Annotated in this window: 32 protein-coding genes; 30 read left to right on the top strand and 2 right to left on the bottom strand. The window is 42.8% G+C overall.

The window, feature by feature from the left end; all coding sequences use genetic code 11:
* Nucleotides 1-41: 41 nt before the first annotated feature.
* The 25 genes from E1163_RS28870 to E1163_RS28750 all read left to right on the top strand — a co-directional run bounded on the left by E1163_RS28870 (nucleotide 42) and on the right by E1163_RS28750 (nucleotide 13485).
* Nucleotides 42-905 (top strand): hypothetical protein, encoded by an 864-nt coding sequence (locus tag E1163_RS28870; protein ID WP_155177032.1) that lies wholly within the window; start codon nucleotides 42-44, stop codon nucleotides 903-905.
* Between the two features lie 89 nt (nucleotides 906-994).
* Entirely contained in the window at nucleotides 995-1645 is a 651-nt protein-coding gene (locus E1163_RS28865; protein WP_155177030.1) for a hypothetical protein, read from the top strand.
* Nucleotides 1638-2228, top strand: a complete 591-nt coding sequence (locus E1163_RS28860) for a hypothetical protein (protein WP_155177028.1) — start codon at nucleotides 1638-1640, stop codon at nucleotides 2226-2228. The genes E1163_RS28865 and E1163_RS28860 overlap by 8 nt, the downstream gene beginning before the upstream one ends.
* Before the next feature lie 15 nt (nucleotides 2229-2243).
* Entirely contained in the window at nucleotides 2244-2663 is a 420-nt protein-coding gene (locus tag E1163_RS28855) for a hypothetical protein (RefSeq protein WP_155177026.1), read from the top strand.
* Nucleotides 2664-2674: 11 nt separating this feature from the next.
* Nucleotides 2675-3199 carry a hypothetical protein gene (locus E1163_RS28850; protein WP_155177024.1) on the top strand — a complete coding sequence of 175 codons (525 nt, stop codon included), beginning with the start codon at nucleotides 2675-2677 and terminating at the stop codon, nucleotides 3197-3199.
* Between the two features lie 14 nt (nucleotides 3200-3213).
* Nucleotides 3214-3441, top strand: a complete 228-nt coding sequence (locus tag E1163_RS28845) for a hypothetical protein (protein ID WP_155177022.1) — start codon at nucleotides 3214-3216, stop codon at nucleotides 3439-3441.
* A gap of 11 nt (nucleotides 3442-3452) precedes the next feature.
* Complete coding sequence (locus E1163_RS28840) at nucleotides 3453-3869, top strand: hypothetical protein (protein ID WP_155177020.1); 417 nt, start codon at nucleotides 3453-3455, stop codon at nucleotides 3867-3869.
* Nucleotides 3866-4639, top strand: coding sequence for a hypothetical protein (locus E1163_RS28835; RefSeq protein WP_155177018.1), 774 nt, complete (start codon nucleotides 3866-3868; stop codon nucleotides 4637-4639). The genes E1163_RS28840 and E1163_RS28835 overlap by 4 nt, the downstream gene beginning before the upstream one ends.
* The gene (locus E1163_RS28830) at nucleotides 4639-6381 is read left to right on the top strand and encodes a YncE family protein (RefSeq protein ID WP_155177016.1); all 1743 of its coding nucleotides are present in this window, start codon (nucleotides 4639-4641) and stop codon (nucleotides 6379-6381) included. The genes E1163_RS28835 and E1163_RS28830 overlap by 1 nt, the downstream gene beginning before the upstream one ends.
* Nucleotides 6378-6812, top strand: a complete 435-nt coding sequence (locus tag E1163_RS28825; protein ID WP_155177014.1) for a TIGR02594 family protein — start codon at nucleotides 6378-6380, stop codon at nucleotides 6810-6812. The genes E1163_RS28830 and E1163_RS28825 overlap by 4 nt, the downstream gene beginning before the upstream one ends.
* Nucleotides 6813-6843: 31 nt before the next feature.
* On the top strand, nucleotides 6844-7350 hold the full coding sequence (locus tag E1163_RS28820; RefSeq protein WP_155177012.1) for an N-acetylmuramoyl-L-alanine amidase: 507 nt from the start codon (nucleotides 6844-6846) through the stop codon (nucleotides 7348-7350).
* Nucleotides 7347-7538, top strand: coding sequence for a hypothetical protein (locus E1163_RS28815; protein ID WP_155177010.1), 192 nt, complete (start codon nucleotides 7347-7349; stop codon nucleotides 7536-7538). The genes E1163_RS28820 and E1163_RS28815 overlap by 4 nt, the downstream gene beginning before the upstream one ends.
* 3 nt (nucleotides 7539-7541) lie before the next feature.
* Nucleotides 7542-7985, top strand: coding sequence for a hypothetical protein (locus E1163_RS28810; RefSeq protein WP_155177008.1), 444 nt, complete (start codon nucleotides 7542-7544; stop codon nucleotides 7983-7985).
* Nucleotides 7982-8470 carry a hypothetical protein gene (locus tag E1163_RS28805; protein WP_155177006.1) on the top strand — a complete coding sequence of 163 codons (489 nt, stop codon included), beginning with the start codon at nucleotides 7982-7984 and terminating at the stop codon, nucleotides 8468-8470. Before E1163_RS28810 ends, E1163_RS28805 begins: the two co-directional genes overlap by 4 nt.
* A gap of 10 nt (nucleotides 8471-8480) precedes the next feature.
* Nucleotides 8481-8867: a peptidoglycan-binding domain-containing protein gene (locus E1163_RS28800; protein ID WP_155177005.1), complete on the top strand. Its 387-nt coding sequence runs from the start codon at nucleotides 8481-8483 to the stop codon at nucleotides 8865-8867.
* Nucleotides 8864-9352 carry a peptidoglycan-binding domain-containing protein gene (locus E1163_RS28795; RefSeq protein ID WP_155177003.1) on the top strand — a complete coding sequence of 163 codons (489 nt, stop codon included), beginning with the start codon at nucleotides 8864-8866 and terminating at the stop codon, nucleotides 9350-9352. The genes E1163_RS28800 and E1163_RS28795 overlap by 4 nt, the downstream gene beginning before the upstream one ends.
* A 1-nt stretch (nucleotide 9353) precedes the next feature.
* Nucleotides 9354-9608 carry a hypothetical protein gene (locus E1163_RS28790; protein WP_155177001.1) on the top strand — a complete coding sequence of 85 codons (255 nt, stop codon included), beginning with the start codon at nucleotides 9354-9356 and terminating at the stop codon, nucleotides 9606-9608.
* Complete coding sequence (locus E1163_RS28785) at nucleotides 9605-9982, top strand: hypothetical protein (RefSeq protein ID WP_155176999.1); 378 nt, start codon at nucleotides 9605-9607, stop codon at nucleotides 9980-9982. Before E1163_RS28790 ends, E1163_RS28785 begins: the two co-directional genes overlap by 4 nt.
* A gap of 32 nt (nucleotides 9983-10014) precedes the next feature.
* Complete coding sequence (locus tag E1163_RS28780; RefSeq protein ID WP_155176997.1) at nucleotides 10015-10374, top strand: hypothetical protein; 360 nt, start codon at nucleotides 10015-10017, stop codon at nucleotides 10372-10374.
* Complete coding sequence (locus E1163_RS28775; RefSeq protein ID WP_155176995.1) at nucleotides 10361-10720, top strand: hypothetical protein; 360 nt, start codon at nucleotides 10361-10363, stop codon at nucleotides 10718-10720. The genes E1163_RS28780 and E1163_RS28775 overlap by 14 nt, the downstream gene beginning before the upstream one ends.
* Nucleotides 10695-11051: a hypothetical protein gene (locus tag E1163_RS28770; RefSeq protein WP_155176993.1), complete on the top strand. Its 357-nt coding sequence runs from the start codon at nucleotides 10695-10697 to the stop codon at nucleotides 11049-11051. Before E1163_RS28775 ends, E1163_RS28770 begins: the two co-directional genes overlap by 26 nt.
* A 6-nt stretch (nucleotides 11052-11057) precedes the next feature.
* Nucleotides 11058-12485 (top strand): hypothetical protein, encoded by a 1428-nt coding sequence (locus E1163_RS28765; RefSeq protein ID WP_155176991.1) that lies wholly within the window; start codon nucleotides 11058-11060, stop codon nucleotides 12483-12485.
* Nucleotides 12485-12820, top strand: coding sequence for a hypothetical protein (locus E1163_RS28760; protein WP_155176988.1), 336 nt, complete (start codon nucleotides 12485-12487; stop codon nucleotides 12818-12820). The genes E1163_RS28765 and E1163_RS28760 overlap by 1 nt, the downstream gene beginning before the upstream one ends.
* Nucleotides 12804-12959, top strand: coding sequence for a hypothetical protein (locus tag E1163_RS28755; RefSeq protein ID WP_155176986.1), 156 nt, complete (start codon nucleotides 12804-12806; stop codon nucleotides 12957-12959). Before E1163_RS28760 ends, E1163_RS28755 begins: the two co-directional genes overlap by 17 nt.
* Nucleotides 12949-13485 (top strand): M15 family metallopeptidase, encoded by a 537-nt coding sequence (locus tag E1163_RS28750; RefSeq protein WP_155176984.1) that lies wholly within the window; start codon nucleotides 12949-12951, stop codon nucleotides 13483-13485. The genes E1163_RS28755 and E1163_RS28750 overlap by 11 nt, the downstream gene beginning before the upstream one ends.
* 75 nt (nucleotides 13486-13560) lie before the next feature.
* Here E1163_RS28750 and E1163_RS28745 read toward each other — a convergent pair whose 3' ends face one another.
* Both E1163_RS28745 and E1163_RS28740 read right to left on the bottom strand, forming a co-directional pair.
* Nucleotides 13561-14382, bottom strand: a complete 822-nt coding sequence (locus E1163_RS28745; RefSeq protein WP_155176982.1) for a hypothetical protein — start codon at nucleotides 14380-14382, stop codon at nucleotides 13561-13563.
* Between the two features lie 52 nt (nucleotides 14383-14434).
* On the bottom strand, nucleotides 14435-15031 hold the full coding sequence (locus tag E1163_RS28740; RefSeq protein ID WP_155176980.1) for a hypothetical protein: 597 nt from the start codon (nucleotides 15029-15031) through the stop codon (nucleotides 14435-14437).
* 484 nt (nucleotides 15032-15515) lie between these two features.
* On the opposite strand from E1163_RS28740, the gene E1163_RS28735 reads away from it, so the two are divergent.
* From E1163_RS28735 to E1163_RS28715, 5 genes are all read left to right on the top strand, one after another.
* Nucleotides 15516-17675: an AAA family ATPase gene (locus E1163_RS28735; protein WP_221418105.1), complete on the top strand. Its 2160-nt coding sequence runs from the start codon at nucleotides 15516-15518 to the stop codon at nucleotides 17673-17675.
* Nucleotides 17648-19450 carry a UvrD-helicase domain-containing protein gene (locus E1163_RS28730; protein ID WP_155176978.1) on the top strand — a complete coding sequence of 601 codons (1803 nt, stop codon included), beginning with the start codon at nucleotides 17648-17650 and terminating at the stop codon, nucleotides 19448-19450. The genes E1163_RS28735 and E1163_RS28730 overlap by 28 nt, the downstream gene beginning before the upstream one ends.
* Before the next feature lie 358 nt (nucleotides 19451-19808).
* Complete coding sequence (locus E1163_RS28725) at nucleotides 19809-22562, top strand: class I SAM-dependent DNA methyltransferase (RefSeq protein WP_155176976.1); 2754 nt, start codon at nucleotides 19809-19811, stop codon at nucleotides 22560-22562.
* Nucleotides 22559-24610 carry a DEAD/DEAH box helicase gene (locus E1163_RS28720; protein ID WP_155176974.1) on the top strand — a complete coding sequence of 684 codons (2052 nt, stop codon included), beginning with the start codon at nucleotides 22559-22561 and terminating at the stop codon, nucleotides 24608-24610. The genes E1163_RS28725 and E1163_RS28720 overlap by 4 nt, the downstream gene beginning before the upstream one ends.
* A complete protein-coding gene (locus E1163_RS28715; RefSeq protein WP_155176972.1) occupies nucleotides 24603-25820 on the top strand; it encodes a GIY-YIG nuclease family protein in 1218 nt (405 codons plus the stop codon). The genes E1163_RS28720 and E1163_RS28715 overlap by 8 nt, the downstream gene beginning before the upstream one ends.
* The last annotated feature ends 364 nt before the right edge of the window (nucleotides 25821-26184 follow it).

Raw genomic sequence — 26184 nt, 5'->3', positions numbered from 1 at the left:
GGGGCTATTTAACTAAACAGTGATTCCAAAAAACTCAAAAAATGAGAGATTACGAAGATGAGCTTTCGGCCTTCGAAGAGGAAGCCGAAGACATGTATGATGATTATGACGAGTACGAAGACGATTTCGATACCGGTTTGGAAGGTTACGAATACGAGGACTCGTACGATGATGACTACGAGGAAGAGGAAGTAGAATACTTATCCGGCTATGAAGACGACTATGACAGCTACCAGTCCACTTCCATAGGCCAGATAGACCCCAACGACCGAACCCTTACCGTGGTGGTGAAAAACACTTCCGGTGCAGATGCGGAAGCGGTAATTTTTGGTGCCAACGAAGAAGCACCCCAACCCGCAGGTGTAACAGTAACGGTAGAAGAAAGCTCGCACAAGGAAGTGCGGGAGGAAAGCAAGTCCTTTCCTTTCAAGCTCGCGGGTATGAAAATGAGCGTGAGCAATCCGTTGCAGTTTGATAACGTCCTAAAGATCACACGAAGGACAGCAACAGGATCGAACACGATCCGGGTGTACCAACCCCGAAACGCCACCTCACCACAGAACTTCGCCCAGACCTTAATTGATGACTTCAATTTCGAGATGGACGTGACCGGGCAGGATTCCCTTCGCCTCACCGTGAAGGATGGCGTTACCGTGGTGTTTACTTTCACGATCAAGGCCAGGGCCAACCTGGGCAACTTGTTGAAAGGAAACAATGTGGCAGAGCTGAGCCGGGCGCCACGCACAACAGGACTTCCCCAGATAGACCTTACCCGCAAGAAAACCGTTGCGCCGAGACCCATCAGGAAAGTCAAAAAGGTAATCCGCAGAAGGCCAGTTGCCAAGGTTAAGCCCAAACCGAGGCCAAAGCCAGCTTTGCGCAGGCCTATAAGAAAGAGGCGCTAAGAAGGCTGAAAATGCTTTCGGGTAGCAGATGCAGCCAAAGCAGGACATACCCGCTTTGGCTGCTTTAGTTTACAGCTAAACCATTCACTATGCAACAGACAAAAAGAAAGCGCCAGGCACAAGGGCGGATAGATTATATCATCAAAGGCAACACACCAGGTGTTCGGCAACTGGTCCGCAGCTACGGTATAACACCTCCGAAGGATGTAAAAACATTGACCAGGGCAGTAAAGCAAGTGATCCGTGAAAAAGGAAGGCCTGCAATTAAAGGGTTGATCAAACACCACCCGGACAGAAAAATCATTCTGCGATTGGAAAAAGAGAAAGATGATAACTACTGCGGCTATTGTGGCAGCTCTTCCTATAATCCGGAAGATCATTACTGTGGTTCCTGTTCACACAGCAACTACGATGAAGAAGCTTCAGGTACCCTCTTGGACAGGCTGCTAAAAATGAATACTGACGAGCTTGAGAAGTATTATAAAGAAGTATTGGAACAAGCCAATAAAAGCCCACAGGATACAACACTTGCTAACAGGCTGCAACAGGTATGGTCGGAAATGAGGCAACGGAAATTACAAGTCACCGAGAAGCCGGTCACCACACCGGAACAGACAGTAGCGTTGGAAGAGAAGCCAAAAGACGGGTTCACCCCCGAGCAAATGATATTGATCCTTGGGTTAACCCTGACAGCAGGGGTTTTGGTAGGCGTATCTATAAAGGCCAAAGGCAATGGTTAGGATCGTCAAGCCGGAAAGCCACCTGACAGCGAAGATGAAGACCATTTTTGATCTGTTAGGTGTGGCAATCGCCAATGATCCCATTGCAATCAAAAGCCTGCTGCAAAAGTTTGGTATCACAACAGCAGAAAAACCATCAGCCAAAGAGCTTACTGACAAAGTCATGGCCGCTATTGAAAAAGGCAATCAAAAGTTTGCCGTGGCACTGGCGAAGCTGCTGGCCGGTCAGGTGATCCCGGAAGGCTTCGATCACTTTGCAGGCCTTGGCGGAGGCGATATGGGAGGTGGCGGGATCACCGTGGGCAGTGACCCCATCTCTGCCATAGCAGGAGCCATTGGGTCTGTCGCCAATTTATTTGGCAATGCTCAGAAAAAGAAGCTGATGAAGCAACAAGCCAGCTCCCAGACCATGAGTACGCTGCTGGCCTATAAAGCCCAGAAAGAAAAAGAGGTAGCTGATGCTGCCGCAGCCTCCCAGGCACAGGCAAAGCAAATGGCTATGATCAAAACGATCGGCTTACTGGCAATCGCCATGCTTGTGGGCTGGTTTTTTTTACGATCCTTCAATAAACAGACTTATTGACTTTAAAGCAGAATAATGAACACAAACAACTATGGCCTTAATGGGCAAACTGATAGTGACTACTTCTACTTCCTGTGCGGTAAGAAATGCAAAAAGAGAAAGAAGGAAAAACGGGATATCCGCTTTGAACGGAGAAGGCTTAAGAATGATGAGCGCCGCGCTGACACGGAGCGTACCCGTGTGGAAACGATGATCATGAAGAACACCATGATGAACCCGACCACTCCACCGCCTCAGCAACAGTCTCCTTCCCAGAGCTATGCTAATGTGCAAAAGAACCCGGCACCTCAACAGGCGGGCATGGGTGGAAATACAATGATGATCGTGTTAGGCGCATTGGTAATAGGCGGTATAGTGCTAAGTCAGATGAAAGGCAGGCCTCCGGTAGTGGCGGGCCAGGTACCGATAGCCTCAGCACCTATTTTAAAACAGTAAATCCAAATACAATGAACGAACTAATGGAACCACCCCTGGAGCTAAGGGTTTACGGAGAAGAAGATTTCTACGATGACGAGTTTGAGTACGATCACTTCTTAAAGAAGCTACGCAGGAAGATCAAAAAGAAAGGTTTATTCAAAAGTGTTGTCAGCCTTGGGGCGCCAAGCCTGCTGCTCAAAAAAAAGCTACTCAAAAAGAAATCTTCTTCCAAAAAGAGTGCACCAGAAGCGACTGCAAAGCCCCCGGAGAAGAAAGCCCCAACGCCAGAGTCAAAGATGCCGGTCAAAAAATTGACAGGCCAGGCAGAGGCCACTCCCAAAGCCGAACACGTGCGTGCCCAGCCAAAACAGGAGTTGGTGAAACAACAGGTGACCAGCTCGGCCACATCCTCAATGGATGACTTAAATCCGGATGATTCACTGCCGGAGGAAACAGGAAATAACAGGAAGATACTGGTGGCGATTGCCGTGGTAGCAGGTGTCGTAGTGCTTGTAAAAGTAGTTCAACGCTTCAAACAACAGCCAGTGAGCTAAAACGAAAAACAACGATGGCTATACTCGCAAAAACTATAGAACAGGATTTTGATGCTGACGGGGAGATCCCCGAAGGCTTTCTGTTCGCTTCAATTAAAAATACAGGAGCGCAAACCGCAACAGTCAATGGTGTGCCTCTGGAGCCGGGACAAGCCAAGTCCTACCCTTTTATCGGCAAAGGACAACAGGCGATCCCTTACCAGGTGAACGGATCAACATTAAGGATTTTATACACCCTATAAAAAGAAAACAGATGATTACAGGAGAAATGGAATTTTTGCTTTCCCGTGACCCCGAAGATGACAGTTATGACAACTTCCTGGGCTTTGGCAAAAAAGCAAAAGCCAGAAGACAGGCTAAACGAGCAGAGCGAAAAGCCAGCGGGCAGAAAACCAAAGTCGGCCAGGGCATTGCCAGCCTGCTTGGTTCGGGCAATCTCGGATCAACAATAGACAACATTACCGGCCTTTTCAAAAAGAAAGAAGAAGCACCATCCGACTATGAAGTTTCAATGGGCCAGGGCGTGCATTATGCAGACCCGGACGAGCCGAAGAAGAAAGACAATACCATGCTGATAGTCGGAGGTGTGATCGTGGTGGGCATTGTCGCCTTGGGTTACACCCAGTTCAGGAAGAGCCAACAACTTAAACTACAACAGCCGGTCATATGATCATCCCAGTTCCATCAAAAGGCAAACGTTTTGTGATCCGGCTTGGCATTGCCGCCTGGATGCCGGTAGCCGTTGGTATCCGCGCCTACGATCCCACAAGACCGAATACCCATTACTTCCGTAGAAAGGTAGCTTTTAAAGGTATTACCGACGGTACTGCCTTTCGGGGAATAGAGATTCCCATGCCCCTGTCCCCGGAGCTGCTAGAGGTAGAGATCTACAACAAGCAAACAGACGATGACGAAGGCTTTTCTATTGAAAAGTTTGAAGTGGAGCCTATGCCCCCTGCCCAGCTCTGGGCAAAGCCTGACATGCACCGTTTCATTGAGTTTGCTCAAAAGTTTGCACAACGGGCAGGCTATGCTCGAACCGGGTTTCACCAGGACAGGGATGCCGAGTTCCTGCTTCACTACCTGCCGGAGATTACAGATGCTATCGGTCGAACAATGGTAACACCAGCCCGAACGCACCGGGCAACCGGCAGGCACCAGGTATCGCAAAAGTTGTTCAGGCAATTTACGATCCCGATCCGCTTTTTTATCCTGCTCCATGAAAGGGCACATTTTACCCTTCCGACCAGGGAAGAAAAACCGGCAGACCTGGAGGCATTAAAAATCTACCTGGAGTTGGGCTTTCCAAAGATCGAAGCAGTATATGCTGCTACAAAGGTCTTCGGCCTTCACCCGGAGACTATAGGTGAGCCGCATGTGACGCGCACAAAAGACATCATGAATTTCATTGACAACTATAAAAAGCTGAAAACCGCCTGATGAACAAAGGATTGAAAATAGGGTTGATTGCTACTGCCACTGCCGGAGTGGGGCTAGTCTGTTCTATGCTGCTAAAAAAGCGTGATCAAAACACCCCTTCCGTTGATGATACAGCAATGGACTCTTTCAGTCCTCAAAAGGTGGTAAAAACACCGGAAGATCAGTACAAGGAAGACCTGAAGCGCTTTGGTACAAAGCAGGGCGTAATAGATGTTTCTGATAATAGCAATCCCCAAAAAAAGAAAAAGAAACTCAGGCGGATTGAAAAGAAAGGTCGTGACCTGCTAAAAGCCTACATCGCTAAAAGGGAAAAGCAAAAACAGTTGCACCCGCTGGCGGGCTACAGCTCCACGCAGATCAGTATTACCAATCATTCAGACCAGGAAAGAAAAGTCTTTATGTGGGGTGGCAATCGTGGCCTGCCGCTCAGCCCTTCCCTTCCTTCCGATGTGGAAGACCTGGAGCCAAAAGAAAGCATTGTTACCGGCATCCATCCTCAGCGTGTGGTAGTGAATCCGGCCAACGGATATGCCTATATCACCAACCAGCTTTCCGATTCGGTAACAGTCGTAACCAGCACGGGAAAACTGGTAAAGGCCATTCAATTGGAACCCTCTTCTTTTCCCGGCTATAACTCACCAGTGGCAATAGCAGTCAATGATGATCCGGCCAGTGCTGCATATGGTAAAGTGTATGTAGCAGGGTCAGTGTCAAACACCATCAGCGTGATCGATCTGAACCTGGAGGTGAGCCGTGTTATTGAACCCCCTGGTGTCAGACCTTTAGATATAGCCTTTGACAAGATCACCGGCCATCTCTATATCGCTAATCTGGTCAGCGGAGATATTACCATTATTGATACGATGACAGAAGAAGTAGCCAACTCACTGGTGGCAGGCAGAAACCTGACAGCCATAGCCATAAATGGTGCGAGTGGAGACATCTATGCAGCCTGGGATGGGAAAGTTATTGTCTTTAACACCATGTACGAGCGGATAGCGCTGATTAACACCATAGGCAGGGCTTCATCCATACGCTGGTTTCCACCCGACAACATCATGTACGTTGCCTTCGAGGATAGTCAAAAGCTTTTATCGATAGGGATCATTGGAGATGAGATCAGCCTGGAAACCCTTGATCTGGGCCACCTTCCGGGAGCGATGAGTTACAATGATTCTAACAGGCTCCTGTATGTGACTTCAATAAACACCGATCAAATGAGTCTGGTCAGCTCAGGAGGAAGTATTAATGTCATTCCCGCTCCATCTAATGGGTATACAGGAATAGCCCTGTCGGGATCAACAGTTTTTATAACCGGAGGCACAGCCGATGAAACCATACTGGCCGATAACCCTGCTGGCAGCAGCCAGGTCACGACAGACGAAGACTACTTTCTGAAGAGCAAGCATTTTCAGTCTGACCCGGCCATCGTAGGGCATGTTAAATTTATTTTTTCTGGCACCACACGTCCGCATGTACTTCATGTGGAGGAACAAAACGCTACAGGCAGGATCAAAAAAACACCACTGTCACTAAGCCATTATCAAAGCCCTCGCGATTTCCAAAATGTGGCAGAAGCCGGAGGACTTAAAAACACAATGCTGGACGGGCGTACCGGCTGGGGGTTTTCCCTCGGGCCAAAGCAGACCATTTCTATGGTGATCTGGTATAAGCAGTTCGAGATGCGGGAACTGCTTCCAAAAAATGAAACAAAACAACTCAAAACAATAACAACAATATGATACCATTAATAAACATCGCACTAAGCCAGTACGGGGTCAAAGAAGTCCCCGGAAAACTTCACAATCCAACGATCATCAACTATTCCTGGGAAACCGGCTTTAAAGGCATCATTGACGATGAAACCAGTTGGTGCTCTGTATTTATGAACTGGTGTGCGCTGAAAGCAGGCCTGCAACGGTCAAAGCAGGCCACAGCCCGCTCCTGGTTAAAGGTCGGCCAGGTGATCAGGACTGCTCCCAAACCCGGCGACATTGTCATCTTCTGGCGGGAAAGCCCGGCAAGCTGGAAAGGCCACGTTGGGATTTTTATCAGCTATTCCGAAGATAAGAAGCTGATCTATTGCCTGGGAGGAAACCAAAGCAATATGGTGTGTATTGCTCCCTATGAAGCCAGCAAGCTCCTGGGTTTTCGAAGACTGCTTAAAGCTTAAAAACTAACATCAACTCCAAACATTTAAAACAATGAAAAAACCTGATTACCTGATCCTGATGTCAACCGAAACAATGGCTGCACAGGCATATACAAAAGCAGAGCTTATCGGCCTACATACCTCTTCCCTGGCTCATGGTGGCAAAGGGTGGAACAGACCTGGCATTGATGACCTCGTCCTTCAGGACGGCAGCCTTCAGGCCATCATCCCCGAAGGACTCCCGAATGAGGTAGACCTATGGGGAATATCCGAAGGGGTGAATGGCCTGAATGGACTTGCCAGGTATCTGGCTTACTCCGGAGGAAGATCCGAAGATATGGAAACCAATGAGGACACCCGAACCGAAGCCCAAAGGGAAACACTGGAGACCATAGTGAAATACTATGTCAAGCGCCATCCACACCTGCTAGTGATGGGTTTTGACGAGGTGCCTAATAAGAAGGACGCCCTCAATCCTGGCTTTGAAGTCGCTGAATGGCTTGAAGAGATCGGAATCCCTGACAAGAATATTTACAAAAAAACAAGTGGTAAGCTATGAAGACGGTGGCAGCCCTGGCAATCGGCTTCTGGCTGGGCAGGCAGTTGTATATCAACTATGACCGGCAGCAGGCCATCCAAAAAGAAGCGGCTGTAAAGCGCAGGCTGAAAAATGTACTGGGAGACCTGGGGATCAGTAAAGCAGAGATAGAGCAAACGATACGGGAAGTAACCATAGAGAAACAGTAATAAATGGCAACAACGATAAAAGTGTCAGACAAAACCTTTGTCATACCGGAAAGCAGTAGTCCGTGCGACATGTGGCGGGCATATTTCAATAAGCTCAAAAAGGAAATGGGCCATGAGAATGCAAAAATGATATGGCTCATGACCTGGCAGTCGAATGGTGCAACTGCCTGTACCACCAGTGCAGACTTCAACAAATGGCTGAAGAAAAACGACATAGACGTTTCTTCGGCTACCGGGCGTGCTATTGCCGATTTTACAGGGATTGGCAGCAACATTCTGGGTTTTGGAAAGGGTTTGACCAAAACCCTTTCCATAGCTATACCCCTGACGCTTGCAGGTGTTGTTGCAGCCATCCTTTTCATTTTGTTCAACACCGCAAGGAAAGCGGATTTGACAGATGCAGCTATGCTTATGCCCCAAGGACGATTAGCCCAACTACTGAAATGAAGATAAACAGAGAGACACTGAAAATCACGGGAGCTACAGCGGCTACCCTTCTCGTGGTGGCACTGCTTTATTCCTGGAAAAGAAAGCGGCAGGACAGGCTGGCCGCCCGCTTTATGGAAGAGCTGAACAAACAGCTTACACCTGCAACCGCAGGACTGTCTGCCAGTGCAGCCTTTGACCTTGATTACAAGGACAAGGCACTTAAAAAGGCAGGTTCCAAAATCCTGGTATTGAAAGAAGAAGCTGCCAAACAGTATGCAGATGAGATACACAATTCCTGGGGTTGGATCAATGATGAGGAAAACAGGATCTATGCTGTTTTCAGGAAGCTCAAAGACAAAGTGCAGGTGTCACAGGTGAGCGTAGCCTACAACAGGTATCATAAGGAAAACCTCATTGATACTTTTTATGACCGCATGAACGACAACGAAATCAGAAAGATACTCGACATCGTCAACAGCAAACCGGATTACAGGAAACCATAAATACAAAAACATGAAAAACGAGAATTTCAAGATAGATGAAAATTTAATCTGGATCGGTGGTGGTATTGCTATTGCCGCAGCGATCGGAATAGGTATCTGGTATTACCGCAGAAAGAGACGTTCCACGTCAGGGGATTATAACGAAACCAGTGTGGCAGGTACAAGTCGTGGCTTTCAGTGCAAAAGCAGCACCTACCCCCTAACCTTTGGCACATGTCATCCGGATGTGAAGATCCTGCAAAGGGCACTAAAGAAAAAAGGCGCTGATCTTGGAAAAACAGGCAGCACGGGAGATGGAGTGGATGGGCAGTTCGGAAACCTTACACTTTCCAATGCCAAAAAATACCTGGGCAAGGACAGCTTTAGCCAATCGGACATTCAAAACCTGAAAGCATGACAAAGAAGCAAATTCTTATCACATCAGGTGTAGTGGCCGGATTGATTGGACTGGGGGCTTTAGCATACTACCTGAACAGAAAAAACCAAATGGCTATACCTGGTCAAACAAGGAAACCGACTTCAGAAAAGCCCGGAGCAAAAACCATTGTTAAGGATGCCCCTCCAATAAATCCGAAGAAGCAAAAAGCCGATCCCGTTCAGGAGAAAAGCCCAGCTCAGCAGCAGGTTACTAAGGAGCAGGTACAACCCGCTCCCAAAGCAGACGAATTTCCATTGAGGCTTGGAAGCAAAGGCAAAAGAGTTGAGCGCTTGCAGGTGTGGCTCATGAGAAACTACGGCTGGACAGGAAAAGTGTCCGGTGAGTTTGATAAGGCAACTGAAGAGAAGCTCCTGAAACATCTGAAATCAGCTACGCTTGATGAGGCCACTTATCAAAAGTACCAGATGGATAGACCGGTCTATGAACAATTAAACACAAGATAAAATGGCAGAAACAAATAAAACCAGTCTTAAAGGCTATCTCGACAGGGTGCTGGGCGAAGAAGGAGTAAAAACCGATGTCAGCATTACCCTGACTACAAACACCATGATCACCATTGTGGTAGGCCTGGTGACAGCGGGTGCCTGCATTGCTGTTATCGCCAACATATTGAAAAACATCATAAAGAACCACCAGGCAGAAGAGATCAAAACAAAGATGGAGATCATTATCAAACACCTAAACCAGCTAAGGCAATGAAAAAGCTCTCCATACTGTTCGGAATCTCTGTCTTTGCGGGAGCAGGATACCTGGTGTGGGCATATACCCCGCTGGGAAAGAAGGTATTAAGCCAGTGGCTCACCAGGAAGTGGCTGGAGTCAGCAGGACAGGAAGGCATTAAGCTTGACAAAATGAAAATGGACAGCGCGATGTATAAACTGACCTATCAGGATCTGGAACTGCTCGCACGGTACACATGGCTGGGCATAATGGACAAATACCGGACGGGCACACTTGATGCACACACCAGGCAAAAGGGCCTGAAGTTATACAAGAAAATGGAAGAGAGCGGCACCTTCAAGAGATCAGATGTGCGGGAACTGCATAATGTAGTCTTTCCGGCAGTTACATAAAAATTTTTATTCACCAATAACAACAAACAATCATGAACACTGAAATTCTAACATCACTATTAGACCAGCTATTGTTTTACATCGCTGGCCTGGACTGGACTTACATCCTGACCTTTATCCTGATTGCACATGTGGCCAATACCAGCAAGGTCAGGCTTTTTATCAAAAACCTGACAGGCCTGGAGATCCGTACCCGCTACCGCGTGGTCATATTAGGCCTAGCCTACGGTACCCTGCTTTACTTTTTGAGGGGCTATGACATCACCGGGATAGAGCTACTGCTGCGTTCGTTCATATTTACCCTCGTATTTCACAAGCTGATCATTGACACGCTGCTGTCATACCTGGGAGGAACAGGAAGTAACAGGTCAAAAGACAATGAGCTGGTTTAGGATCATTGTCCTGATCGAGCTGCTGATTATAGTCAGTCTTTCGGCCTGGATATGCAGGCCGGAAGATGACTTGCCGGAGCTGGCGGAACTACGGGAAGACCGGCAAGTGCTTCAGCAGGAAATAGATTCCTTACTACAGGTCAATAAGGGATATGATCAGGAGATCAGAAAGCTCAATGACCAGGCAGACAGCCTTAGAGCACAGGCCGTCCAGAATCAACAACAGGTACAACAACTCAAAACCAACAGAAATGAAAACATTGCTGCTATTGATACTTACGACCACCATGAACTGGTCACTTTTTTCGCAAACCTTGAATTTGAAACCGAAGGAGGTTTACATTAACAATGAACTCCATTTCAGTTTTACAATACCCCAATCGAAACAGATTGCCAAACTAATAATCAGTGGCCTTTATGCTGATTCTGTTAACCAGGTGCTCGAGCAGAATTTACTGCTGTTTGAACGCACGCTCGCTATGAAAGAGATGGCATTGCAAAAGTTGACACAACAAAGGCACAACCTGGAAATTGTACATATCCATAACCAGGAGATCATTTCCGGGCTTGAAAAAACGGTAGCCATTAGAGAAAGGCAGCTCAAAAAGCAAAAGCGTCAGAAGGTGCTACTGGGTATTGGTGCCGGGGTTATAGGATTTTTAGTCATTCTAAAGTAAGACGACATGAGCATTATAGGAGGATACCAAAGTGACCTGGACCTGCAAAAGGTCAAATATGTCGGGGATTTCCCGGTAGAGAATAGTTTAGGCGGATTCGGGGAAACAACCGGTACGGGAAATAATTATCAGCTTGCATTGAACCCACCCATCTCAAAGTACAGGGAAGGCTTGCCATTGGAAGTGAAATTCCATGCAGTCAATACCGGCACGGCCACCTTAAATGTGGATGGTAAAGGTGCAGTACCGTTAAAGAAAATCTCCAACGGAGTGCTTGTGCCGTTAGAAGCCGGGGACATTAAAGCAGCGATCCATTACCTCGTTTATGATGGAACCTCTTTCCAGGTGGCTACAGGTATCCTGCCTTCTTTTTCTATTGATCCTGCTACAGAGGCTAAACCAGGTATTGCAGGTATTGCCACGCAAACCGAAACAATCCAGGGCACGAACGATGAGAAGTTTGTTACGCCCCTGAAACTGGCTGCCTACATATCAGATAAGATCACCGGGTTATGGAAAGATAAGGGAACGATTAACTGTTCTACAAATCCTGTTTATCCTGCTGCAAAAAAAGGCGATGCCTACACCGTTAGTTCGGCTGGCCTCATCGGTGGAGCTGGCGGTGAGCCGGTGCAGGTAAGGGATGTAATTTACTGTACCGCTGATACCACAAGTGGAACCTCAGCCCAGGTGGCGGCCAACTGGAATATTGTCCAGGCCAATCTCGACCAGGCAACGGAAACCGTGGCCGGTATTTTGCGCATTGCCACCCAGACCCAGGTAAACACCGGAAGTGACGATGCTACAGCAGTTACGCCAAAGAAGCTTAAATCGTTGCTGGCCACGTTACTTATTGAGGCTTCTGAAACAGTTTCCGGACTTGCCCGGATAGCCACCCAGCAGCTCGTAAATAGCGGATTGGATGATAAACACTATGTTACACCCCTGAAGCTCGCAACACTTCTGGAGCTTCAGACTGGAAACAAACTGCTGTTCAAAAATGTCGGAACGGTTGGTGTACCGGTTGGATCAGGTACCCAGGAGGTGGAGCTGGGCGCTTCTTATACGCTTCTTGCAGGTGAATTAAAAAACAAACAAGGCCTACGAATTTGCGGTAATGGAGAGTTTCAGCCCCAGAACCGGAAGACTTTCAGGATCTACATTGGTAGCTGGCTGTTGATTTCCAACACCATTGAGCAAAGTCCTACCGGATCATTCCAGTTTGAAATAGTCTTTTACAAGATCACGACCTATCAGCTAAAGGGTTGGGCGTCTCTGCTCATTAACGATACACCCCCAGAGATTAAACACGTACAGACAGCCGGGCTTGCAGTGGATACTGAGGATACCGTCATTAGAACAACCGGGCAGAGCAGCCGGGAACAACCTGGCAGCGTTGTCCGCTATAATCTCACTATTGAAAAGCTGGTGTAATGGAACATGTAGAAACCATCAGTGTAGCAATAGTCATAATTACCGCAGTGTGGAAAGGTATTGAGGGAATTATTAACTACCGTGTACAGAAAAAGGTAAAGCAGGCGGAGCTTAGGACTGCCACGATCCAGGCAGAAAATACCATGCTTCAAAATTGGGTGCAATGGTCTCAAACTTTAGAGAAGCGGGTAAAGGAAGCGGAAGAAACCATTATTTCACTGAAAGATATCATTGACAGGCAGAAAGAGAAGCTTGCCTCTATGGAAAGACAGAACAAACGCCTGGTCAGACGCTTATCACAAATTAAAAGATCAAGACATGAAAAACAGCAGTAAAACAGAAATAGCTATAGCGGTACTTTCCGGGACATTCCTGTTACTGTCCATCGTGAGGGTCAGCCTTGACCTTTACCGGGAGAGCAAAAAGAAAAAGTGCAATTGCCAGGAGAAAAAAGAAACCAGCCATGCCCATTAGTGTCAAGCGTAAGTACGTTTATGCAGCCACGGCCACACTAGTTTCTTTGGCCGTTGTGGCTTACCTGTCCAGGAAGAAGATATACCAATACTTTGACTACAAGACCAAAGTTTTACTTCTGACACTCGATCCGGGTTTTAGGAAAAAGGTGGAGAAATTTCTTGAAAAAGCCAGAAAGGAGGGCATAGAGTTGCGGGTTACTTCTGCTCATCGCACTTGTGAAGAACAGAATGAGCTGTATGCCCAGGGCCGTACCAAACCGGGTGACATTGTCACCAATGCGGTCTGTGGTAAGAGCGCCCACAACTACCGTAGGTCAGTGGATGTCGTTGAGTTCAAGAATGGTAAACCGATATGGGAGAACTCCCGCTGGGAGCTGATCGGGAAGCTGGGGGAAAGTGTTGGCCTTGAATGGGGTGGCCGCTGGAAGTCTTTCAAGGATAGGCCTCACTTCCAGGATTTGGGAGGCAAGACAGTGGCCCAACTTTTTCTGGAATATCAGAGGACGGGGAAGTTAGCAGCTTGAAATCAACTCCTAACTTTATCTTTATTATATATTATAGGTCTGTCCTAGATTACGATATTTTTGAAAAAATGGTCATTATTTCTTTGTATAGCCTGAATGATCAAATAATTTGCTCACGCGTGTAAATTTGTTAATAGTGATCTCTGGAGAGTCTACTGTAAAGGTGCAGTAAGCCATTGGTTCAAATATTTTTTCGCTTTTGAACTTGTAATCTTTAAAAAAGTCAGCGTAAATTTTCAAGGATCTTGTATCTCCCCATAGAATTGGTAACAGAAATATGTTTTCATATAAATTCTGAATGCCTGAAAACTTTTTTAGTGCTTTTTCCTCAAGTCTAAAACTTATAAACTTCTCCAATGCAGCGGGGTCGTCTAATACTTTATCTGAATTAAGTCTGGAGCTAAAAACTTCTACTAAAATATCTTTTTTAGAAACTGTATCATAAAAACAAAAATCTATATTCTTTCCATTGTCGATAGGATATTCAACCTCCTTAAGTAGAAGTCTACCATTCTTCGTAAGGTTGTGCAAAGCACCTATTTCTCCAAGGTAATTAATATGTTTAAGATCAAAGGAAACCAATAAATTGCGAATTATACGAGTTACCATTTGCCGTTGGTTATCATCTAATAACTCTGCTAAATCGCGAATCATTGAATTAACAAATTGCAAATATCGGGTTGAACTTAGTGAATTGACGCTTTCTTTTCTAACCTCAATGATGTGATCATAAATAGTCGCCTCTACAGTGATTGTTTTCCCCTTAGCCTTACCGTATCTTTTTTTTATTTCCTTATCAAAAAGCTTTTCTATCCTGTCCCAATCTATATAATTCTCCCCTATTAAATGTGGTATAGCGGGAAGATGAAGCTCTATATTTCTTTTGAGAATATTCATTACATTAAAATACTGTTGTTTAACAATTAGTGGGAGGCTCTATATTTTTAAATTAATCAATAAAGCTCCAAAGGTCAGGAACTGTAGACTTTATATTTTCAGAAATTTCCAGTGACTTGTTGATGATTTTTTGGGATTCTTCAAAAATCTCTCTTTCGACATTTACTATATTTTCTATCCTCCATGTTCCACGCTCTTTATCCTTTTGGAAGTCAAGTTGTAAAAGTTCCCTTTGGGAACCCCAGTACTGATTATGAAGCCCGTCAATTTTGCTAACTGCTGAATACATGTCAGGAAATTTTGCAATTACAATTCCTGCCAATTTTGAAAGATCGTCCCTTTGAGAAAGGTATTGCTGATCAAATTCTTCTACCGAAAGGTTTTTAGTTGATTGTATAGTACTGGTTGTTAAATCAGCAGATGCAATAATCCTATGAAGTATCTGATTCACTTGTTCCAAACTATTAAGCTGATCGAAGTAATATTCTCGCGCTCGACCAAGTTCGTCACGCTTTTTTTCAAGTGCATTGTCTGTTTCATATTTAAATAGATCTCTTGCATACTGGTTTTTGTTATTAACTCGTGAAACAACCAATGCAACAGTGGCGGCTATTAGAGATGATAATAACGCTGTGATTTCTACTGACATCTTTTATGGATTTATGATAGAATTATACTTCAAGTCCACGAATAAACTGGATATGAATTTTTGAATTAGTAATAATTGTGCCTAGGGTCTGAAAAGAAAACATCATAAGCTTATATCAACACCCCTTTTGTTCCTTATTGATCTAATTGCTATAAAGTAAATGCTTACAGTTGTTTTAAGGTAAAGATTTAGAAAGAAATATTCTGCGCCTGAGTGTGGTAGGGTAGTTATGTCTGGACTTTTTTAAGTTATTGATACTACTCTGGAAGAAACTGAAGTCCATTAATACACCTACAACTTATAGTTATTTTTGACATTGACTTTTTGCAGACTTTGCAGCTTGGATTAATACATATTAGTCTGCCGATTAAAAAATTGTCATGATAACCAACAGTTCCTAAAATAGAATGATTCTAAGTTGCATACACAAGGAGTTAATACTGAAATTGTATATTTTCACCAGTAGTTTAAAATTTTACAACAAGTGTATATCTCCAAAGTTTCTCTGGTAAATTATCGGAATTTCGCAAATGCGAAATTCTTATTCAACAAGGGAATAAATACAATAATTGGCGAAAATGGATCTGGTAAAACGAACCTCTTTAGAGCCATTAGGCTACTGTTGGATGACAATTTGTTACCCTCTTCTTATAAACTCGATCTAGGCGATTTCAATCGCTCATTAGGGGACTACAGGGGGCATTGGATTATCATAAGTCTCGAATTCAGTGAGTTATCTGATGATGAAGCTATTCAATCTTTATTTGTTCATGGTGCTGGGCAAATTGAAGGAAACAAAGTGTCAAAGGCCACTTACAATCTATTTTTCCGCCCTAAAGCAGATGTGAGATTTATGCTATCCGAGCTAGAAGAAGGAGACGTCGTAGGGTTGAATGAGATACGGAATGATATCACATTAGAGGATTATGAAACCTTTTTTACAGGAAAGAGTACCGCAGATTTCAACGATCCAGAAGTCTATAAAAATCTTGTTGGCGATTTTGATAATGTAAGATTTACCTATACCTATAACGAATCAAGCTTTGGGGTCAAAATCCCACATCAGCTATCAGTATCCAAGGAAGTTTCTTTTACTTTTATAAAAGCCTTAAGAGATGTGGTCTCTGATTTTCATAACAATAGAACGAATCCATTAATTACATTATTAAAGAGTAAGAGCAACAATATCAATAAGGATGATTATCGACAGATTTCTGAAACAGTCATTAGCTTGAATAGTCGGATTGAGGATTTGCCCGATGTTCAGCAGATAAGAGCTGATATTAAGAATACAATAAAAGACGCTGTGGGTCAAACGTATTCGCCATCTTCCCTTTCGATTAATTCCAGTCTTCCAAGTGAAGCAGATAAACTTTTGCAATCATTAAAATTACTTATCGGAGAACCTGGGGAGACTTACGAAGGGGGCATTCATGAATTAAGCTTGGGAGGTGCCAATTTGATCTTCTTAACACTAAAGCTTTTGGAATATAAGTATCAAATAGCTCGTGAGACTTTTGCCAATTTCCTTTTAATTGAAGAACCAGAAGCCCATATTCATACCCATATTCAGAAAACACTTTTTGATAAACTTGATTTTGGCGATACTCAAATTATTTATTCTACACATTCAACCCAGATTTCGGAGGTTAGTAATGTGGAAAATATCAATATTTTGGGGAAGAAGGAAAATTATGCTGAAGTGTATCAACCCTCAATTGGTTTACAGTCTTCTGAAACAGAAAAAATTCAAAGATATTTGGATGCTGTAAGAAGTAACCTCTTGTTTGCTAAAGGAGTAATTTTAGTAGAGGGCGATGCAGAAGAGATTTTGATACCCACTCTAGTCAAGTCTGTAATGGGAGTAAGCCTTGATGAACTAGGTATTAGTTTAATTAATATTAGAAGTACAGGCTTTAAGAATGTAGCTCAGCTATTTCATAATGACAGAATCAGGAGAAGATGTGCCATAGTTACAGATTCCGACCATGCTATTATGGACACCACAATACAAGATGGAGACAATAGTCGTCTAAAAAGGATTAAACGTAGAATTGAGCGGTCTGCCAAAAAAGGTGCGGAACGCAGAGTGGATTTGGATACGTTTTGTAACGGAAACGAATGGGTTAAAGCATTTTATGCGGAATATACCTTTGAAGTAGATTTTGTTGAAGCGGGAAATTATCAGGAAGTTAAGGAGATAGTTGATATAATATACACATCCGAAAACAAAAAACAGGCGGCTAGAAAAGAACTTGACTCTGATAAAGTTGATGTTTTTGGTAGACGCGTACTAACAATGGCCAATAAGGAAGGTAAAGGTTGGTTTGCTCTTTTGCTTGGAAAATACATTTATTCCGAAACGATTTTACCAGACTACTTAGTAGATGCCATATTATTTGCAAAAGGCACGTTTAGCAGGAGTTTGCTTTCCGATATCCTGACCTACCGGGCTAAGAAAAATTTTGAGCTGGATAACAATTTGGATTTTTCTGAATTTCATGCGGTTGTGACTTCATATATCTCAGAAGAAGTAGATTTAGCAACTTTACTAAGTAGTTATGAAGCAGTTGATCCTAGTGATCAAATTCTTTGCATTTTAAGAAAATTGCAGTCATGTTCGAATGGGACCCGAAAGACTTAAATAGTCAACAAGAGGCAGCAATAACTGAAAAAGGTAATGTATTGTTAGTTGCCTGCCCTGGTAGTGGCAAAACCAGAACATTGACTTACAAGTTAGCCTATGAACTCTCGAAGATTAACGGAGCCAAAAAGTATGTTATCGCCATTACGTACACCCATAGAGCGGCTGATGAAATTAAGGAGAGAGTACAACTCTTAGGCGTAAATACACGCCAGCTTTGGATAGGTACTATCCATTCCTTCTGCCTGGAGTGGATTATTAAACCATATTCACTTTATATAGAGGATCTCAAAACCGGCTACAAGGTAATAAGCAGTCACGATTCTGAAGTGATTATAAGTGAACTATGCAATAAATATACTTCTCCGCAAATAACATTCTTTGATTGTGATTATCGTGCTACTCCTACACGATTAGTTATTACCTGTAGTGATAGCAGAAAGCGAAAAAGCGTTATAGCTGTTCTTAATGAATATCGACAAATACTGAAGAAAAATAGGCAAATTGATTTTGAACTGATTCTTCATTACTCCTTTAAGATATTAAGGAATAAGCCTATCGTTAGGCAAACACTTTCCAACCTGTTTGCTTATATACTTGTGGATGAGTATCAGGATACCAAAGAAATCCAGTATCACATCATTTCAATGGTTCTTAAAGCAAGCAAGGGACAAACATCTGCACTCATTGTCGGTGATCCAAACCAATCCATTTTTGATTCGTTAGGAGGATATCCTATAGAAAAAACTGCCCTAGAAAGTTTAACCGGTACCGAATTCATTTTAATGCATCTTTCTAAAAACTATCGGTCGTCTTCTGTCTTAATAGAGTATTTCGACTTCTTCAAGACTTTTCCAAACACGATTGAAGCTGAGGGTGAACATAAGAATTATAAAAGTATTGTTTCCTTTAATGATACTATAAATCGCGATCAACTGGAAAATGAAATGGTTCGGTTGCTTGAACTTAATATTAATGACTACGGAATTGCCCCCAATGAAATATGCATCATAGCTCCCTGGTGGACTCATCTAGCCGATTTAACCCGGAGATTAATGATTCGGCTCCCGGATTACAGCTTTGACGGCCCTGGTATGGCTCCATTTTCGAGAGACATTGATAACTTTTGGTTTAAGGTATCAAAAATTGTGCTGACTGAACCTTCTCCTGTACTATATGTACGAAGACTGAGGTGGAGTGGCGAAGTGATTGATGACTTAGTGACTGCGGGTGTTGATATTGATGGACTTTCGCCAAAAAGATTTTTGAGATTGTGCAATTCAATTGAGCTACAAGAAGAAAAAGGACTTGAATATCTACGTCAGTTTTTTGATATTCTACTGTGCGAATTAGCCATAAATATTGAAGCTCATCTGCAATTAAAAGAACATTACAATTCATTTTTTGCAAGCTCAGAGGCAAGAATTGCAAGATTGACTAAAGACGGGCATGAATTTATTGGAAATATTGAGAATTTCAGGAAGGTTTTTAAACAAAGAGAGGGTATTACTATATCGACAATACATGGCATAAAGGGAGCAGAATATGATACAGTTATCTCTTTTGCTCTGTTAGAAGATTACGTGCCTCATTTCAGCGATCGAAACGGCAGGAGTAATGCAAAAAAAATGCTGTATGTTATTGCCTCAAGAGCTAGAAAAAATCTTCATTTAATTTCAGAGAGAGGCAGGCTTTATCCTTATGGAAGCCCTCCTAATGAATATCTACCGACATTGGAATTGGTTCGGTATGAATACAATTATACAAAAATTTGATACCTGTCTATCAACTGTATCCACTTAAAAAGTAAAAAGCATTAAACCCTTTAATAATAATCTCTTTAACTCCTTTATAACCTTCTTCAACAGTATAATAAGCTGCCTCTTACCAATATTCATCCCTTACATTCACCGAATATTTCTACCATCCCTAATCCGCTTGCCTTAGTAGGTGATATATTTGAACTTCCTTTTACTTAACAATAGCTTATCTTAGTTGAGGATTCGACTTCTTTGGCATTATTTAGATTGGAGAAAAATCACTAACATTGTTATAAAACTGATTAATTAAGCTAAAAGGTGAATCGAAAAGCTGGTCAGAGTTATCGAGCTTCGCTAATAGATGATATAAGACATGAACGCAGTTGAGATCGAGGAAGCTATTTCATTGCTCGCAGAGCAGCCTTTTAATCCGGTTGAGTTTCCCTATGCCTTTCTGGAGGCTTTTGGCAATAAAGCTACAACCATTAAGCGTCTAAGAACCGGTAATAACAATAAATCGGACATTGACGGTGGGGTTCTGCAACGAAATAATATTCATATAGGTGTCTGCAAAGATGGAGCAGTGTTAGAAACGCTAAACCATTTACGTGAAAGTTCAGCAACTTCAAAAGCTAAAGCCAAATTCATCCTGGCTACTGATGGTAAGGAGTTTCAAGCAGAGGAAATTAATAGTGGTGAGACTGTTGCTTGTGAATACCAAAACTTTCATGAGCACTTTGGTTTTTTTCTGTCTCTGGCAGGTATTAGTACGGTAAAACAGATACGGGATGATGCCTTTGACATCAAGGCCACCGGTCGCCTAAATAAGCTTTACATAGAGCTTCTCCGAAATAATCCAGACTGGGCTACCGAAGAGCGGCGGCATGACATGAACCATTTCCTTGCCCGCTTGATCTTTTGTTTTTTTGCGGAAGACACTGGCATTTTTAGTGGAATTAAGCCGTTCGTTGGAACTATTCAGCAAATGAGTGCTCCAGATGCTTCTGACACCCATGAGGTGATGAGTGAAATCTTCCGGGCGATGGATACGAAGCACGATGATCGAAAAAGCAAAAACATACGTAGTTGGGCTATTAATTTTCCTTATGTAAATGGAGAATTGTTTTCTGGTTCCACCGAATGTCCGAAGTTCACAAAGATTGCTCGCTCTTATCTGTTGAATATTGGCCGTCTCGACTGGAAGAAAATAAATCCTGATATTTTTGGTTCTATGATTCAGGCTGTAGCGGATGAAGGTGAACGTAGTGCCCTCGGGATGCATTATACTTCTGTTCCCAACATCCTGAAAGTACTCAATCCGCTCTTTTTAGATGATCTACGCTTACAACTAGAGGAAGCAGGTGATAATGTGCGTAAGCTGCTTAACTTGCGCAAACGAATGGCACGTATTCGAGTATTTGATCCTGCCTGTGGTTCTGGTAATTTTTTAGTAATTGCTTACAAGCAATTGAGAGAGATTGAAGCTGAGATTAATAAACGTCGCGGAGAGGTGGATCGACCTACAGAGATCCCCTTAACTAATTTTAGAGGCATAGAGCTACGTGATTTTTCTTGTGAAATTGCACGTCTGGCGCTTATCATAGCTGAATATCAATGTGATGTACTTTACAGGGGACAGAAGTTGGCAATTGCTGAATTCTTACCTCTAAGTAAAGAAAATTGGATTACGTGTGGTAATGCCTTGCAAGTCGAATGGCTGTCCATTTGTCCACCAACCGGAACTGGGGTGGTGCTTTATAGCAATGATCTCTTTTCTTCTTTATTAGATCAATCTGAAATTGATTTTGAAAACGAAGGCGGTGAAACCTATATCTGCGGTAACCCGCCTTATTTGGGTAGAAAATATCAATCTGACGAGCAAAAAAGTGAATTAAAAGCTATATTTAATGGTAGGGTTAAAGATGCACTTTCTTTAGATTACGTATCTGGTTGGTTTATGAAGGCGGCAGATTTTATGAAATATACAGAGGCCGATGCTGCATTTGTTAGTACTAACTCGATCTGCCAAGGAATACAGGTAGCCGCTTTATGGCCAACAATCTTTCGGGAAAATGTTTATATTTCATTTGCTTACCAATCCTTCAAGTGGTCTAATTTAGCCAGTTACAATGCTGGCGTGACCGTTTCAATCATAGGACTCACTAAGAAAAATAGGTTACGTTACCTTTTCTCAATTGGAGATAATGGAGATATTATTTCTAAGGAAGTTCAAAATATAAATGCGTATTTGGTGGCAGCACCTAACCTTTTTGTATTGAAAAAGAATCAAGTACCGGACGATAGGACACCAATGCAATTCGGCAACCACCCGTATTACGCTAATGATCTTATGCTACGACCCGGCGAAGCTCGGAACCTAATAAGTCGAATTCCTGAGATAGCCAAATATATTCGTCCCTTATATGGTTCTAAAGAACTTATTTCCTGCTCTCCTAGGTCTTGTATATGGATTACCAATGAAACACTAGCCAGTGCGGAAAGACACCCTGAAATACAAAATAGAATTAAAGCCGTTCGGTTGGCTAGACAAGGAAAGACAAAGGATGAACAAGCCCAAAAATTAACTGATACCCCGTATCGTTTTCGTGATCAATATGAAGCTAGAAAAAGCCTTTTTGTGATTCCAATTGTAAGTTCGGAAAACCGTGAGTATCTTCCTATTGGTGCTGTTACAGCGGAGGCTGTAGTTCATAATAAGGCTTTTGCAATGTATGACGCTCCTTTATGGAATATGGCTTTAATAGCCTCTCGATTGCATTGGGTATGGATAGGGACAGTATGTGTTCGTATGAGAACAGATTTTTCCTACTCCAATACCTTGGGGTGGAATACTTTTCCGGTGCCGACTTTGACCGCCAAGAATAAAAAGGATTTAACAACCTGTGCAGAAGAGATTTTGATCGCGCGGGAAAGGCATTTTCCCGCGACCATTGCCGAGCTTTATGACCCAGTTAATATGCCGGAAGATTTGCTTCACGCTCATGAGCGCAACGATGAAGTATTGGAACGCATTTACATTGGCCGCCGGTTCAAAAATGATACTGAACGTCTGGAAAAACTTTTTGATCTTTATACACAAATTGCTACTAAATCTAAGGTTTCATGACCAAAAAAAAAGCTATCCCTTCCGTTACTGTTAATTACAAAAGCACTGGAAGATCTACTAGGTCGAACGAACTTGGTATGCGTGCTATGCAAGAACGCGCTTATGAAAAGCGTGGTGAGCAGTATTTGCTAATCAAATCACCTCCTGCCTCTGGAAAAAGCCGGGCGTTAATGTTTATTGCTTTGGATAAACTTAATAATCAAGGCATAAAGCAGGCTATTATTGCCGTGCCAGAAAAGTCTATCGGTTCCAGCTTTGCTAATGAACCATTAACAAAATTTGGTTATTACTTTGACTGGCATGTAGAACCTAAGTGGAATCTCTGTAATGCCCCAGGGGAAGATGGTAGTAAGGTTAATGCTGTTGGGTCTTTCCTTAGTAGCGAAGACAAAGTGCTGGTTTGTACCCATTCCACTTTTCGCTTCGCGGTAGAACGATTGGGGTTGGAGGCTTTTGACAATCGGCTAATTGCCATTGATGAATTCCACCATGTTAGTGCAGATGATGACAATGTACTTGGTTCCCAACTTAAACAACTAGTTGCACGTGATAAGGTACATATAGTAGCTATGACAGGCTCCTACTTTCGTGGTGATGCCAATCCAGTACTTATGCCGGAAGATGAGGCCAAATTTGATACTGTTACCTATACCTATTATGAGCAACTTAATGGCTACGAATATCTAAAAACACTTCATGTAGGCTATTTTTTCTATAGTCACGCTTATGCTGACGAGATTTTAAGCGTTCTCGACCCCAATGAAAAAACGATTATTCATATACCAAATGTCAATTCTCGCGAGAGTATGGGGGATAAGATCAAGGAGGTTGAACATATTATTGAAGAATTGGGTGAATGGCAAGGCACTGACCCAAGCACCGGCTTCCACCTAGTTAAAACAAAAGAAGGTAAAATCTTAAAAATAGCCGATTTAGTTGATGATGATGTAACTAAACGAAATAAAGTTTCCACGTCCCTTAAATTGCCAGAAGCAAAAAAGAATCGCAATCATGTCGATATAATTATTGCGCTTGGTATGGCAAAAGAAGGTTTCGACTGGATATGGTGCGAACATGCACTCACTGTAGGTTACCGCTCAAGCTTAACCGAGATTGTACAAATTATTGGCCGTGCCACTCGGGATGCTCCTAATAAAACGCAGGCTCGTTTTACAAACCTCATTGCCGAACCCGATGCTTCAGAGGAAGCTGTTACCGATGCCGTAAACGATACCCTGAAAGCAATTTCAGCCAGTTTGTTAATGGAGCAGGTATTAGCCCCAAAGTTTAATTTTGTTCCTAAGAAAAAAGATTCAGGGCCGATTGAAGGAATGTATTATGGAGAAGACGGCTATGATCCGGGTAAAGAAAATGTTGGGGTTGATATAGAAACTGGTCAATATCACATTGAAATAAATGGTCTTTCATCGCCTAAAAGCGAAAATGCCCAGAGAATTTGTAAGGAAGATTTAAATGAGGTAATTGCCGCATTCGTTCAAGACAAGCAAACCATTGAAAGAGGTTTATTTGATGAAGAAGTAGTGCCGCAAGAACTTACCCAAATTCGTATGGGAAAAATAATTAAAGACAGGTATCCAGAACTGGATGACGAAGATGTAGAGGCAGTGCGCCAGCATGCTATTGCTGCACTGAATCTGACTCAAAAGGCAAAGGAAGTAATTGACAAGGATAATGAATTAAGTGGTCGCGCTAATACTGCCTTAATTGATGGAGTACGTAAATTTGCTATGGATGTACGAGAGCTGGATGTTGACTGGATTGATAGCATTAATCCCTTTAGCGAAGCTTACTCCATATTGGCTAAAGCAATGACAGAAAAAAGCTTAAAAGCTATGGCAGAAGTTATTTCAGCTAAAAAACCAAACATGTCGTTGGAAGAAGCGCGAGATCTTGCTAAACGGGCTTTAAAGTTCAAAAACGAGAGAGGCAGATTGCCAGACATTAAATCTGCTGATCCCTGGGAACAGCGTATGGCTCAAGGCATAGCATTTTTGGCACGATTAAAAGCGGAGGCAAAAAATGGCTAAACAACAAAAATTGACAGAGGAAGATGATGCGCTTTTGGCAGCTCTTGGCATAGAGGTACAGGCTAAAAGGACGGCTAAATACTCACCCAGAGAGGAACGAATTATTGCCGGCTTTGAGGAGATTCAAAAGTTTGTGGAAGAACACGGCCGGTTGCCCGAGCATGGTGAGAATAAGGATATTTTTGAAAGGCTATTCGCAGTAAGACTTGAACAAATCTGCAAGCAAGAAGAGTGTAGGGAATTACTCAGAGATTTAGATCATCAAAATCTTTTGAATGGCAATTTTAAACCAGTAGCAGATGTTCCGGATGATATAAATGATGATGAATTGCTTGCGCAACTTGGCGTGCCTGAAATTGAAGAAAATTCCATCACAAATCTAAAACATGTAAAGCCTCGCGTAGAAAAAAAGGCAGCAGAAGAAATTGCTAACCGTACTCGTTGCGAAGATTTTGAAAATTTCAAACCCCTTTTCGTAGCGGTTAAAAAGGATATCGATATAGGTTTTAGAAAAACTATTCGATTTAGAAAAGATGCGGGCTTTACAAAGACAAGTTTGAAAAAGGCTCAGTTTATTATTGTAGGTGGACAAATTGCCTATATTTCTGAGATAGGCGAAACGTTTAAAGCCCCAAACGGAGAAGAAGACGCCCGATTACGGGTCATTTATGCAAATGGTACAGAGAGTAATATATTACTCAGGTCTCTAATTCGGGCAATGTATAAGGATGAAACAAGTAGATTCATCACGGATTCTGACTCAGGGCCTTTATTCTCTGGTGAGAACAGCAAGGATGATTTGGAGAGCGGGATAATTTACGTTCTGCGTAGTCTGGCTGATCATCCTACAATCAAAGAGAACCAAGCTATTGTGCATAAAATAGGTGTGACTGGAGGAGCTGTTGAAAAAAGGCTTTCAAATGCTAAAAACGACCCAACCTTTCTTATGGCCGATGTAGAGATTGTAGCTACTTACAAACTTGCTAATATTAACCGGACAAAACTTGAGAATATCATTCACAAGTTTTTCCAAGCGGCAAAACTTGATATTGAAATAGTGGATCGTTTCGGAAAACCTGTAAGAGTGCGAGAATGGTTTTTAGTTCCTCTCTTTATCATTGATGAAATGGTAGAGAAGATTAAAGATGGTACTATTAGCGAATATTATTATGACCCAGCTTCTGCTAATTTTAAAAGGGTTAATAGTTAGCGTATAGTTACGCCAAATTTTAACCAGAGCCAGGCGAATTGTGAGCAGATGCATAATATTATGTAGGGTGAACACACTTTACTTAAAAGATGGCAGAAATCAAAATCAGACAGCCCCTTTTGCTGAGAGATCAACACTTGCGAGGTCGCTTCAATAGTCACTGGTGATAGCAGTTGGAGCTGCCCTATTATCTGAATTTCTTCCGATAATTTTTAATGGTGAGAGTCAGCTTTTAAATCCCAAGCCGCCTAATCTACCTTTTTAATGCTGACAAATCAATAATAGACAAAGTCATTCTGAAAGATTCTATCTTTAGACCTTTCGACCTCAAAAGGTGTTCCGAAGATTATAAAAAAAGTTATAT

Origin of the sequence: Fulvivirga kasyanovii (assembly GCF_009711405.1) — a bacterium.
GTDB lineage: Bacteria > Bacteroidota > Bacteroidia > Cytophagales > Cyclobacteriaceae > Fulvivirga > Fulvivirga kasyanovii.
This window is presented reverse-complemented; position numbering and strand designations above follow the sequence as displayed.

Excerpts from the sequence above, each read along its gene's own strand:
- E1163_RS28855 (WP_155177026.1), top strand. The coding sequence starts at position 2,244 with ATGAACACAAACAACTATGGCCTTAATGGGCAAACTGATAGTGACTAC.
- E1163_RS28795 (WP_155177003.1), top strand. The coding sequence starts at position 8,864 with ATGACAAAGAAGCAAATTCTTATCACATCAGGTGTAGTGGCCGGATTG.
- E1163_RS28715 (WP_155176972.1), top strand. The coding sequence starts at position 24,603 with ATGGCTAAACAACAAAAATTGACAGAGGAAGATGATGCGCTTTTGGCA.
- E1163_RS28845 (WP_155177022.1), top strand. The coding sequence starts at position 3,214 with ATGGCTATACTCGCAAAAACTATAGAACAGGATTTTGATGCTGACGGG.
- E1163_RS28750 (WP_155176984.1), top strand. The coding sequence starts at position 12,949 with ATGCCCATTAGTGTCAAGCGTAAGTACGTTTATGCAGCCACGGCCACA.
- E1163_RS28720 (WP_155176974.1), top strand. The coding sequence starts at position 22,559 with ATGACCAAAAAAAAAGCTATCCCTTCCGTTACTGTTAATTACAAAAGC.
- E1163_RS28840 (WP_155177020.1), top strand. The coding sequence starts at position 3,453 with ATGATTACAGGAGAAATGGAATTTTTGCTTTCCCGTGACCCCGAAGAT.
- E1163_RS28730 (WP_155176978.1), top strand. The coding sequence starts at position 17,648 with ATGTTCGAATGGGACCCGAAAGACTTAAATAGTCAACAAGAGGCAGCA.
- E1163_RS28755 (WP_155176986.1), top strand. The coding sequence starts at position 12,804 with ATGAAAAACAGCAGTAAAACAGAAATAGCTATAGCGGTACTTTCCGGG.
- E1163_RS28725 (WP_155176976.1), top strand. The coding sequence starts at position 19,809 with ATGAACGCAGTTGAGATCGAGGAAGCTATTTCATTGCTCGCAGAGCAG.
- E1163_RS28780 (WP_155176997.1), top strand. The coding sequence starts at position 10,015 with ATGAACACTGAAATTCTAACATCACTATTAGACCAGCTATTGTTTTAC.
- E1163_RS28800 (WP_155177005.1), top strand. The coding sequence starts at position 8,481 with ATGAAAAACGAGAATTTCAAGATAGATGAAAATTTAATCTGGATCGGT.
- E1163_RS28810 (WP_155177008.1), top strand. The coding sequence starts at position 7,542 with ATGGCAACAACGATAAAAGTGTCAGACAAAACCTTTGTCATACCGGAA.
- E1163_RS28820 (WP_155177012.1), top strand. The coding sequence starts at position 6,844 with ATGAAAAAACCTGATTACCTGATCCTGATGTCAACCGAAACAATGGCT.
- E1163_RS28765 (WP_155176991.1), top strand. The coding sequence starts at position 11,058 with ATGAGCATTATAGGAGGATACCAAAGTGACCTGGACCTGCAAAAGGTC.
- E1163_RS28850 (WP_155177024.1), top strand. The coding sequence starts at position 2,675 with ATGAACGAACTAATGGAACCACCCCTGGAGCTAAGGGTTTACGGAGAA.
- E1163_RS28760 (WP_155176988.1), top strand. The coding sequence starts at position 12,485 with ATGGAACATGTAGAAACCATCAGTGTAGCAATAGTCATAATTACCGCA.
- E1163_RS28815 (WP_155177010.1), top strand. The coding sequence starts at position 7,347 with ATGAAGACGGTGGCAGCCCTGGCAATCGGCTTCTGGCTGGGCAGGCAG.
- E1163_RS28860 (WP_155177028.1), top strand. The coding sequence starts at position 1,638 with ATGGTTAGGATCGTCAAGCCGGAAAGCCACCTGACAGCGAAGATGAAG.
- E1163_RS28740 (WP_155176980.1), bottom strand. The coding sequence starts at position 15,031 with ATGTCAGTAGAAATCACAGCGTTATTATCATCTCTAATAGCCGCCACT.
- E1163_RS28835 (WP_155177018.1), top strand. The coding sequence starts at position 3,866 with ATGATCATCCCAGTTCCATCAAAAGGCAAACGTTTTGTGATCCGGCTT.
- E1163_RS28830 (WP_155177016.1), top strand. The coding sequence starts at position 4,639 with ATGAACAAAGGATTGAAAATAGGGTTGATTGCTACTGCCACTGCCGGA.
- E1163_RS28785 (WP_155176999.1), top strand. The coding sequence starts at position 9,605 with ATGAAAAAGCTCTCCATACTGTTCGGAATCTCTGTCTTTGCGGGAGCA.
- E1163_RS28775 (WP_155176995.1), top strand. The coding sequence starts at position 10,361 with ATGAGCTGGTTTAGGATCATTGTCCTGATCGAGCTGCTGATTATAGTC.
- E1163_RS28745 (WP_155176982.1), bottom strand. The coding sequence starts at position 14,382 with ATGAATATTCTCAAAAGAAATATAGAGCTTCATCTTCCCGCTATACCA.
- E1163_RS28790 (WP_155177001.1), top strand. The coding sequence starts at position 9,354 with ATGGCAGAAACAAATAAAACCAGTCTTAAAGGCTATCTCGACAGGGTG.
- E1163_RS28865 (WP_155177030.1), top strand. The coding sequence starts at position 995 with ATGCAACAGACAAAAAGAAAGCGCCAGGCACAAGGGCGGATAGATTAT.
- E1163_RS28805 (WP_155177006.1), top strand. The coding sequence starts at position 7,982 with ATGAAGATAAACAGAGAGACACTGAAAATCACGGGAGCTACAGCGGCT.
- E1163_RS28870 (WP_155177032.1), top strand. The coding sequence starts at position 42 with ATGAGAGATTACGAAGATGAGCTTTCGGCCTTCGAAGAGGAAGCCGAA.
- E1163_RS28825 (WP_155177014.1), top strand. The coding sequence starts at position 6,378 with ATGATACCATTAATAAACATCGCACTAAGCCAGTACGGGGTCAAAGAA.